Annotated in this window: 7 protein-coding genes; 2 read left to right on the forward strand and 5 right to left on the reverse strand. The window is 56.6% G+C overall.

Going from position 1 to position 9,875, the window contains the following annotated elements; genetic code table 11:
• Nucleotides 1–1,484: 1,484 nt before the first annotated feature.
• The 5 genes from R4P57_RS26655 to R4P57_RS26675 all read right to left on the reverse strand — a co-directional run bounded on the left by R4P57_RS26655 (nt 1,485) and on the right by R4P57_RS26675 (nt 6,105).
• On the reverse strand, nt 1,485–1,979 hold the full coding sequence (locus R4P57_RS26655) for a nuclear transport factor 2 family protein (RefSeq protein WP_317805901.1): 495 nt from the start codon (nt 1,977–1,979) through the stop codon (nt 1,485–1,487).
• 72 nt (nt 1,980–2,051) lie between these two features.
• Nucleotides 2,052–2,681: an NAD(P)H-dependent oxidoreductase gene (locus R4P57_RS26660; protein ID WP_317805902.1), complete on the reverse strand. Its 630-nt coding sequence runs from the start codon at nt 2,679–2,681 to the stop codon at nt 2,052–2,054.
• A 307-nt stretch (nt 2,682–2,988) separates the two neighbouring features.
• Nucleotides 2,989–4,281 carry a helix-turn-helix transcriptional regulator gene (locus R4P57_RS26665; RefSeq protein WP_317805904.1) on the reverse strand — a complete coding sequence of 431 codons (1,293 nt, stop codon included), beginning with the start codon at nt 4,279–4,281 and terminating at the stop codon, nt 2,989–2,991.
• The gene (locus R4P57_RS26670; protein WP_317805905.1) at nt 4,274–4,714 is read right to left on the reverse strand and encodes a hypothetical protein; all 441 of its coding nucleotides are present in this window, start codon (nt 4,712–4,714) and stop codon (nt 4,274–4,276) included. Before R4P57_RS26670 ends, R4P57_RS26665 begins: the two co-directional genes overlap by 8 nt.
• A gap of 998 nt (nt 4,715–5,712) precedes the next feature.
• The gene (locus R4P57_RS26675; protein ID WP_317805906.1) at nt 5,713–6,105 is read right to left on the reverse strand and encodes a MarR family winged helix-turn-helix transcriptional regulator; all 393 of its coding nucleotides are present in this window, start codon (nt 6,103–6,105) and stop codon (nt 5,713–5,715) included.
• A gap of 204 nt (nt 6,106–6,309) precedes the next feature.
• On the opposite strand from R4P57_RS26675, the gene R4P57_RS26680 reads away from it, so the two are divergent.
• Both R4P57_RS26680 and R4P57_RS26685 read left to right on the forward strand, forming a co-directional pair.
• Entirely contained in the window at nt 6,310–7,752 is a 1,443-nt protein-coding gene (locus R4P57_RS26680) for an MFS transporter (protein ID WP_317805907.1), read from the forward strand.
• Nucleotides 7,753–7,866: 114 nt separating this feature from the next.
• Nucleotides 7,867–8,658 carry an SDR family NAD(P)-dependent oxidoreductase gene (locus tag R4P57_RS26685; RefSeq protein WP_317805908.1) on the forward strand — a complete coding sequence of 264 codons (792 nt, stop codon included), beginning with the start codon at nt 7,867–7,869 and terminating at the stop codon, nt 8,656–8,658.
• Nucleotides 8,659–9,875 lie beyond the last annotated feature (1,217 nt).

The following is a 9,875-nucleotide window of genomic DNA, read 5'->3' on the forward strand; positions in this document are numbered from 1 at the left end:
CCCCACAATTACGAACAGTCACTGAACGCGCCCACCATGGCCGCGTAACCACTGTCCACTTTCCGGGGTGAACCTCACTGCCCGAACTTACTATCCAAAATCGGTGATAGTCCACAGTTCCAAAATGACCGCAATCAAAGCTGCTATTGGCCTAGCCTGTTCAAGGCTTCACGCGCCTCTCTTCTAGCACCCGATTGGCGGCGTCGCGCCTGCTCAAGGTTGATCGAAACCGCACCCCAAAATGGTGCCCCAAACCATCCGATGAGGCGCGTCTGCGGACGGACTCGTGACAGGTGGATTACCGTCCACACGCCAATTGGCACGGATAGAAGATAGAATGTTAGTACACCGAATGCTAACCACGTGCCGCTTCCGGCATACACAATCAGAAGAACCAGCGCCAATCCATATGACCTAATGACGTACGATTTGAATAGTAATTGCCACTTTTCTCTAGAGGTATCGTATCCAACCCATCGAAGATACGAGTAGTACCCTACGATTAAGGCAGCAACACTACCGATTGAAGCCAGAGCAATCACTCTTCGGGCGTCCTCTAGACCCAGCGAGTGCGACGCACCCCGAGCGATTGAGATAGCCAATGACAGGCTGGTCAACACGACCGCAGGCATTGACCCGATGGCCGTAGCCCGCAAGATGTATCCTCGCAGCACACGAGATTTGCGCGGCAAGCGCGCAAAGTCCCGACTGATGTAGGCCATGGAACCGATCCGTCGCCTGCGGCGAATCACTCTACGCAGCCTCGCGTCTGAAACGTTGTATCGGGTCAGCAGATCGGTCTCGTTCGAGTCGGCCGCGATAGAAGACGCCAGCATCACACACACTGCCGCAAAGAACAGAGCCAAGGTCCATACCCCTGAGCTGGTTCGCGGTCCGCCGCTGATCGAAGTCAGTGCGGCCATCACCAGTGACCCCACGGCTGCCACATACGCAACCCCACTCAAACAGTTCCTCCACACGGCATGTTGAACCTTTTGGACCAGATCGAGATTCCTAGCCCGTCCTACCGTCAAGGTAACCGTCATTGTCGCGCACACCCCAAGACATGCAATCACGCCATCGAACGCTTCAGACGAGGTAATCCGACCAGAAATTTCGTAGTAAACCTGCCAGAGGACGTCGCCTACATCGCCAGATGAGGCGTTGCCGCCGCCGCCGAGGATAGTTAGTGCAGAAAGTGGTATCCAACATAGAATGAATAGTGCGAATACCGTGAGCGTTATTACCTTTCTCCTGATTACATCAAGCGCGTCCTTCCTAGCATTCAATACAACTTGTGCATCCTCGGGCACTCCGCTTGTCACCGGACCACCTTTCTTTGAAGAGATAGCAGAGATGAGCAAAGGGATCTTACATTTCTAGCGCTAATATCCGGGGCCTTCTTTGGCCCATCAGCCAGATACCGGTGGCGAAGATGTCTTGGACCCTGGCGAACGCGCGTTCGCTTGCGCTCCGCGACCGGCCTACTTTCTCGGCGTTGCCAGACCTGACTCCCACACGATCGTGAAGGTCAGCATGTCAATCCGCCAACCAAAATCCGTACGCAACGCTGAACCTATGTAGTAGGCCCCAATATCGAACCTGTCTGCCCGGAGAAGCTCGCCGCCCAAGGCACCGTGTGAAACGTGGGTTCCGATCAACTGCACCCTGACCCGGGCTGAGTCGCCGTCCACATCAATAATGTGATTCGCGCTGACGTGATGTGTAGCCTGCCATGACAGCCTGGCCAGACGGTGGAACTCTGCAAGTCCTTCAAAACCAATTTGCTCGCCAATTGGGAAAGAGAGGCGTGGACTATCGGAGAAGATTTGCCGGTACCACGTCGAGTCTTGCGACTCATCGTCGGCCGTGTCAGCACCAACCATATATCGATCGATCAGTTCACTTATCTCCGCTCGATCCAAAATCTGGCGAGGCGATCGGAAGGTGCCATATAACGCTGCTAGAATAGAAATCACGGGCGGATATTTAGCGACCGTCTTGCTGCCTCAGCCCACGCACGTTTGATTGATCGACAAGACTTGCTGTCATCATTTCGCTGACGTCCTGAGCGGAGCGAGCGCGTTCGTCCATGCTTCAACCTGTTCGAGAAGCTTCGTCAGCGTCGGCTCGTGGTGGTCTCCTGGGTTTAGGTTTCCGTCACTGTCAAAGTCAGTGAATAGAGACAACGCAACCTGATCGCGAACTCCTGCTAGATAGAGTTCTGCAGTGATGAGCCTCAACTGCTCAACAGCACGAGTCGCACCTAGAAGGCCGTACCCCACGAAGCCAACGGCTTTGTCTCGCCACTCGTGATAGAGGTAGTCGATCGCATTTTTGAGGGCACCCGTTGGGCCATGATTATACTCGGGCGTCACAATTACATAGCCATCAAAAGATTGGATCGCGGCCGACCATTCGTTCGTGTGGGCATTTTGGTAGTTCTGACCCATCGCGGCAGCGATCGGCTCGTCGAGAATCGGCAGCTCGAAATCGGCCAAGTCGATTATCTCGTATGTCGCACTCTTCCGTTCGGAAGCAACCTTAAGCACCCAGTTCGCGACTTCTTCGCCCCGCCGGCCCGGTCGAGTGCTTCCAACTATTATCCCGATACGTGTCATGTGGCCCAGCTCCTCAGTCCCGTTGATATGCAATTCGTAGATCTCCCAACGCTGATCCACAGCGAGAACCTCGCCCGCCAATTCGCCACTGACGACAATGCCCGCGCGACCGCAATATTGGCGAGTCCGTCGGCTCTTATCAGCGACGCTTTGTCGCGCGCACCACCTCCTGGCGCGGAGTCGCTTGAGCTCGCGAGAGCGCATCCAATGTCTCGCGTTGTCTCTCCGTCAACGGTAATACGAGAACTGGTGCTTCTTAAATGAATCCTCGGTACATCTGCCAACAATCATTTTGGAGACTTACGACTAGACCTGTGAAGCAGTAAATTGACCGATAAAATTCATTCTGGACACCGTCGAGCCATTGCTATCCCACCTCCCCCAGGAGCAACCACTCCGTGGAACTTCCCGCTGGTAAAGCCCCTGGCCCTAAATGCAGAGAATCACTATTAAGCTGCCGACGGCCTTTGATGCCTAACTTACGGTAAACATTTGAAAGATGGAATTCAACTGTTCGAACAGTAAGGTTCAGGTTCCGCGCGATATCTCTGTTGCTGCTGCCGTTCAGAGCCTGGCATGCAATGCGTTGTTCCTGCTTAGTCAGTGCAGTCATCGCGCGCAAATTGTCCACCGCCTCCATAGCAGTACACGCGCGTTCAGAGAGACCAGTCCATCCGGCAGTTGTGGCCGCCTCGGCAACCGCGCCCAGGGTTGTACCTGCTTTGGCGTAACTGCCTTCGATTGCCTGCAACCTACCGAGATCACATTGTGCCGCCATCCACGCAAATTGCACGCCCACCGTACGCAGAAGCTGAGTTGCGTCTTCCAGGAGCCCTGACGAATGGTCGTCGCGGCGTGCCATAGCCACAGCGTGCAGCGAAGCTCCAACAGAGCTGGCAGATCCCCACTTACGCGATGACGCCAACTCGTCTTCGGCTAGGGCAGTCGCAAGGTCGAGCCGTCCTGCATCAACCGCCGTCAAAGCCGCCCTTGAACGCCATGGGAACACGGCGGGATTTGTGATGCCGAGGCCCAGAAGGATGCGGCCAACTTTCAGATAGTCTGTAACACATTGAGCGAGATCTCCCTCAGCATGCGCGAGTGCTGCCTCCGCCATCAAGACGTGCGCGTGGTCAATGGTACCTGTTCCGACCGTTCCTCGATCACGCAGCAACTGACGCGCGGTGCGCAGGTCGCCTATTTGCACCAGCGCCTCGGTGATCCAACTCAATGCAATCGGGCCACGGCCCGACCACCTGGCATTATTGACGAACGGTGCCAGTGCGTTGATGGCCCGCCCCGAACTGCCCATAAGCAATTCAGCTCTTGCGCGGGCCAGCATTAGATCAGCATTCGCAGCTTGGTTTCCTTGCTGTTCGAGAAGCGTTTCTATACTACCAAATTGGTCCGCATAGATTGCAGCAAGCATGGTACGCCAGAGGCACTCTGGGGCGCGGGTCTTGCGCGAATGCCCCCCGGACCGGCAGTATTGGATAACATCCAACCGATTGGTTCCATGCAACGCAAAACCCAGATTCTGAGCGCAAAGACATTCATCAGATGGGGTTTCGCGCCAGCCAGGTCGATAGCTGAACGCAGCTGCCGATTGGATATGCGTCGCGGGCAATCCGTGGCCGTCGACCTCATCGTCCTTATTCACGCTGCGATTCTTCACTGTCAAGGTTGTGCGCAATCCTACTTAGGACCTCATTGGCTGCGATAAATTGACTTTCAGTGATACCCGCTAACGAATGCGTCGCATGCTCCTCGACGAGGATCTCTGCCCTTGCATGTGCGGCCAAACCTGACTCAGACAAACGTATCGACCGACCTTCTTCCTTTACCCAACCTCGCTGAGTCAATTCGGCCACCAGTAAGCTATACGAAGACACGCGATCGAAGGCAAGAAATGGCGCGAAGGCTATGTCGAGATCGTCCACGGTGTCGACTCCGATCGCTAATGCGTGGAGGACTTGCCACTGACGCCTGCTCAAGCGTTCACCCTGAAGTGCCTCGGCTGTGCCCACCTCGAACTTCTCGTGCAAGTGCAAGAACCAGTATCCGATTCGCTTGGTGGTGTTCTGCTGAAGCATCCGACTCCCACTTTCCTGGCCACAGTACTGAGCGATTCTTGTCGTCCCGATCACTATATCGTGTAGCCGAGATACTTGGCGAGTGAGCTCTCTCGCATCGGCGATACTAGCGGCCCATCGATACGATGCATCCAGCACGGGCACATCGAGGGTCCGATGTTCAGCCTGCGGACTGCTTACCCACGGTCACCACGGGTTCCAGTGGAGCAGATGCTCGACCGTCAGGGATGCAACCGGCACATCGCACAGTTCAAGCAAAAGTTCATCGTGCCTGCTACTCGTTGCGCTCAGGAGTGAATTGGACTGCAAAGCATCCCACGCGGGTCGGGAACCACACGCAAATCCCCGCCACGGTGTAGGTGATCGACAAGTTGGTGGCCGAGCACGAGGAAACGAAAGGAAGTACTGGCAATGCCATCTGCCTGCCGAGTAGCGCGGGTTTTGAGGCGAAGCGACTGGTATCAAACGAAACGATGCCTTTTCGACATAATCAGTAGCGAACGAACGGAGGACGACCGCACCGTCGAAGAGGCGTCGAAAACTCGTCGACCGCTAACGCGATCAGCCCATCAGCGGAGGGTGGCACCCACACTCTGCCTCAGTTTGTAACGGCGACAAGTTCCATCTCCAAACTGACCCACAGATGTTATAGGGTCCACCGACGCGCCTGATCACTCTCGTGACCGGATTGGCCCTTCGCGGCATGGAAAGATACCTCGATCCTTCATGGCCGCCCAGATAATCTTTCCCATTCGGTGATCGCCAGATCGTTCCGGGTGAAGCACCGGCATGGGCCACCACACCGGTAAAGCCGTTTCAGCGCAACAACATCTGAGACATCCCACGCTCCACTGTCGCAATGGAACTCACTATCGGTGCAGCCAGGAACCGTTCTCAACGGTGATGCCTGAAGCCGTCAGCTTTGAGATCACGGTTCGCAGCAGATCTTTGAGTTTTGGGCGTGCAGCGAGTTACGAGTATTCTGATCTGAGTGAAAGTCAGTCTGATTGCGCGTAGGGAAAGTCAGGGGGCGTGGCCGCCTGCGATTCGACTTTCGCCAACTTACTCAGAAAGTCAGCAATGACGGCAAGCTGGGTCTCGTCGAAATGGTCTAGCACTTTCCACAGTCGCCCGGTGCGCTCGACATCATGCGGATCGGCTCTGTCCGGATTCAACGAGACAATCACCTTGCGGCGATCTTCTGTCGACCGGGCGCGTTCGACATACCCGGCCTTCTCAAGTCGGTCGATTACCCCGGTCGTGGTTCCTGACGACGCTACATCGGTGAGCTGCCCGAGCAATCCCGGACTGAGCGGACCGTGCAGCAGGAGCAAGTTGTAGAAGTTTGCCTCACACGTACTCAACGTGAGTCCCAGTTCGTCGGCGTGCACCTGCTGAATCCTGGCCGACGCAGCTGCGTACCGCAGGAGCGCATCTCCGATTCTCGCCTCAACGCCACTCGAAGTACTTGATGTTGCCATGGGCCGGCTCCTGTCATAGTATCTCGTCTCGATGACATACTTTCTCTTGCAAGATAGTTGTCACATCGATTCAATCGTGTACCAATCATACTCGCCTGAACAGGAGCATCAACCATGACCGCGACTTCTTCAGCAACCGAGAAACCAAACGACCAGCTGTACCCACGACGCTGGCTCGCCATGATCGTCCTGGTCCTGGGATTTATGCTTGACCTGCTCAGCGTGACCATCGTGAATGTGGCAATCCCTGCCATTCAGGTCGACCTGGCCGGAACACCATCACAAATGAGCTGGATAGCAACGGCGTACCTCCTGGCCTTCGCAGTTTCACTGATCACTGCCGCTCGACTGGGTGATCTGTGGGGACGTAAGCGTCTGTTCATCGTTGGACTGGCGGCATTTGCCCTCACCGGGGTGTGGTCTGCGCTGGCACAGAGTGCTGGTGAACTGATCGCGGCCCGCGCCGCCCAAGGAATTGCGGCAGGAATACTCGCCCCACAGGTCATGAGCTCGCTCTACAGCCTGTTCCGAGGCCGCGAGCGGGCTACCGTATTTGGGCTATTCGGAGTCGTAGCTGGACTAGCACAGGCCGGCGGGCTTTTGCTTGGAGGTGTTTTGATCACCGCCGATATAGGATCTTTGGGCTGGCGATCGATCTTCTGGGTCAGCGTGCCAGCTGCGGTGATATTGATGGGACTTGGCTGGTGGCTCATCCCAGAGAACCGCACTCCCGATGCACTCAAGGCCCGTTGGCTCCCCGCAGGTGTTCTGACCGCCGGGTTGGTCGCTATCGTTTTCCCTCTCCTCGAAGGCCGCGCATACAATTGGGCCCTCTGGATCTGGGCGTTATTGGCGGCGGGCATTGCCGCTGTCCTTGGAGTTGCGGTCGTCGAGCACCGTGATCCGACTCGCCGCGCCGGTGCGCTCCTGCCGCTCGGACTGTTCCGAGAGCGAACCAGCAGCGTCGCGCTAATTGTTCAACTTGTCGCATTCGGTGCCTTTAGCGGCTTCCTGCTTGTCTTCATCCTGTGGCTGCAAGACGGCCGCAATTACTCGCCTTTGCGTGCAGGCATCGTCACTATTGCGTTCTCAGCAGGTGGTCTCGCGATGGCCGCGTTCGTTGGTAGGCTGATCTCTCGATTCGGTCGGCTGGTGGTGGTTGCTGGATGCCTGCTCGGTGCCGCAGGCACGACCGCCGTGATGGTTGCCGCCGAGACGGCGACAGACACGGTTAATCCATGGGTCTTGTTCCCCGGCCTGTTCGCGATAGGTGTCAGCATGAACCTTGTAATGCCCACTCTCACGACTTTGTTCCTGACCACTGTGCCGCCGAACTACGCAGGTTCGGCATCCGGGATTTGGACGACGAGCCAGCAGTTCGGCGCGGCGCTCGGTGTTGCCGGACTGAGCGCAGTCTTTTTCGGGGTAGCCGAAACGAGCGGTTACGATTCCGCGCTCGTCTTCAGCACCACCGTTATTGCTGTGACACTCGTTGCAAGCGCGGTCATTTGCCTTGCATTCCCCTCTGAACCCGCCGCCGACGTCGACGTCGCGTAAACGGAGGCGACATCGCCACCGTGACGCCTCTCAAGCGCTAACAAAAGACTGACAACGCACGGCTCCTCAGATCGCCCAGACTACTGAAATCACATACCGATCAGGGAGAACCAAGTGACAAACAGCAACCCAGTGGTGCTGATCAGCGGAGCAGGCCGCGGAATCGGCGCTGAGACCGCTCGAACGATGGGGCGACGTGGCTACCACGTCATTGTGAACTATCGGTCAAATAAAGCTGCTGCAGACGGTGTGGTTTCTGACATTTCTGGCGCTGGAGGTACCGCAGAGTCTCAACAAGCAGACGTGACCAACGAAGACCAGGTCAATGAGCTTGTTCAGCAGGCTTTCGACAGACACGGCCGAATTGACGCCCTGATCTGCAACGCAAACACTGTGGACCCCCCGTTTCAATCCCTACTGTCGGTGCCATGGGACGCGTTCATAGGCAAGGTCACCGGGGAACTCGCAGGGGCCTTCTTTCTTACCAGAAGCCTTTTGCCCATCATGCAACGCTCACGAACCGGCCGAATAGTCTTTATTTCAAGTACAGCCGCAGACTCAGTTGGAAGTACCGCTGCGCATTCAACTGCCAAGGCAGCTCTGAACACTTTTAGCCGCCACGTGGCCGCCTACGCTGCTGAGCACGGCATTACGGTCAATACCGTCGCGCTTGCAATGGTTCGCACAGACGCTTCATCGCCCTACATCAGTGAAGCATTGCAGACCTACACCCAAGATCGATCGGTCGTTGGGCGAATCATGAACACCGTCGACGTGGCGACAACCATCGCTGCGGTTGCCGCAGACGAGGGTTTTCGCGCGACCGTTGGTCAGGTAATAAGAGTGGATGCAGGCTATGACGTACTCGATCAGCAGCTTCACCCCACGACCAAATTCTTCCAATAGCAGAGGTGCGAACCCCGCTGCCACGCTTTGGACAGCGCGGCAGCGACAGGCAAGTGAGAGCCTCCGGTATCGGTGCGTTTGCTACAACTGCACCGACAACCGAGAGGCTCTCGAATCACACCCTAATGTCTCGATCTACCCCGAACGGACGAACTCGACCTCGCGGTACCGAATGTCGACAGCGGATGGTTGACCTGCCGCGACACCTAGCGATTCCAGGTTTGACCGACCACAGTCAAGAAAAGGGCTGACAATTACCGCGACGGAGGCCCTGCAGCAATGGCCAACCACTCAAGCATGCTCCACCGCGGCCCCGGCAGGACACCGAACCGCACCGAACGCCGAATCATCAATCTGCGCTTCCTCCGTCGCTGGCGACCTAGCTCAACGTCTACCACCCGCACACAGCGAACAGCACCGTCCCGGCAGTCCAATGCCGACATCGGATGGCGCTGCTGCGTGACGCCGATGAGAACACTAGTCTCGGTGTGCGACAGGCTCGGTGTGCGACGTCCACACTCGCGCGGATACGAACATGCTACTCCAGCGGATCTGATCTACATCGACGTCAAAAAGGCTCATCTGAATTCCCGACTGCGTCGGCAACCGACAATTCCGGGACGCACGATCTGCAACTGTCACAAGGTAGAACAAAACCCCCGAGGCTTCTCGTTCACCCAATAGGCCGACGACGAACACATCAGACTCGGGTACTCGGAAATCCTTGACGAGAACCACACGGAGACGTCTCGGCATACTTCGATCGCGCCAAAACCCACTTCACACCCATGACATCACGTTCGCACGCGTGTTATAAAACTACGGATGCCGTTACCGCTCAATGCTTTTCGTGCAGATTCGCGGCCTGACATCAAAGCAAAGCGAACCAGACCGGCCACAGACCAACGGCCCAGTCGAACGATGCAACCGAACCCCGCAAGAAAGAATGCGCGTACGGCCCCGCGCGTCCACACTGACATACCTACACCTGCGATGAAGCCTTAGCGGCGACCTTCAGACTGGATCCGCCACTGGAACTACCACCGACCCCACAGGCTACGGAAGCAGGTGGCCCGTCAAACTATTCACCGTCCACAACATCCCCGAGAAAACGATAGGCCGGGCGGGACACACCTTAAACCTGAATGCACCGATCGGGTCGTGAACGTGATCGAGTCGTAGAAGCGAAATGCCCTGTCGTGGTGAAAGAATCAATC

The sequence above is a fragment of the Rhodococcus sp. IEGM 1330 genome, assembly GCF_033142445.1.
Taxonomy (GTDB): domain Bacteria; phylum Actinomycetota; class Actinomycetes; order Mycobacteriales; family Mycobacteriaceae; genus Rhodococcoides.